The sequence below is a fragment of the Gluconobacter sp. GP1 genome (genome assembly GCF_032913585.1).
Taxonomy (GTDB): Bacteria; Pseudomonadota; Alphaproteobacteria; order Acetobacterales; family Acetobacteraceae; genus Gluconobacter; species Gluconobacter cerinus.
Genome location: NZ_JASGXC010000090.1, coordinates 1 through 216, shown reverse-complemented (window position 1 = coordinate 216; position 216 = coordinate 1). Strand labels below are relative to the sequence as shown.

Annotated in this window: 1 protein-coding gene; it reads right to left on the bottom strand. The window is 68.1% G+C overall.

Annotated elements, in window-relative coordinates:
- A partial coding sequence (locus tag R5H23_RS17050) for a hypothetical protein (protein ID WP_317216155.1) occupies positions 1 to 216 on the bottom strand: 216 nt, incomplete at both ends.

Sequence of the window (216 nt, the reverse complement as noted above, 5' to 3'; positions counted from 1 at the left end):
GTCCCAGATCTGCGGAATGGCCTGATTGAGCGCATCCTCGATCAGCTCCCCCGCGGGACGGCGTTCGGTGCCCCAGACGGACGTCGCTTCGGCCTTGCCCCGGAACGGTCCCTTGTCCAGGGTCCAGGACGCCACCTCCTTCGTGTGCCACACGCCGGCTTCGACCCCGATCACCTCGGCGATGAAGCCCTCGATGTCGGCGGTCGGGATCCACGG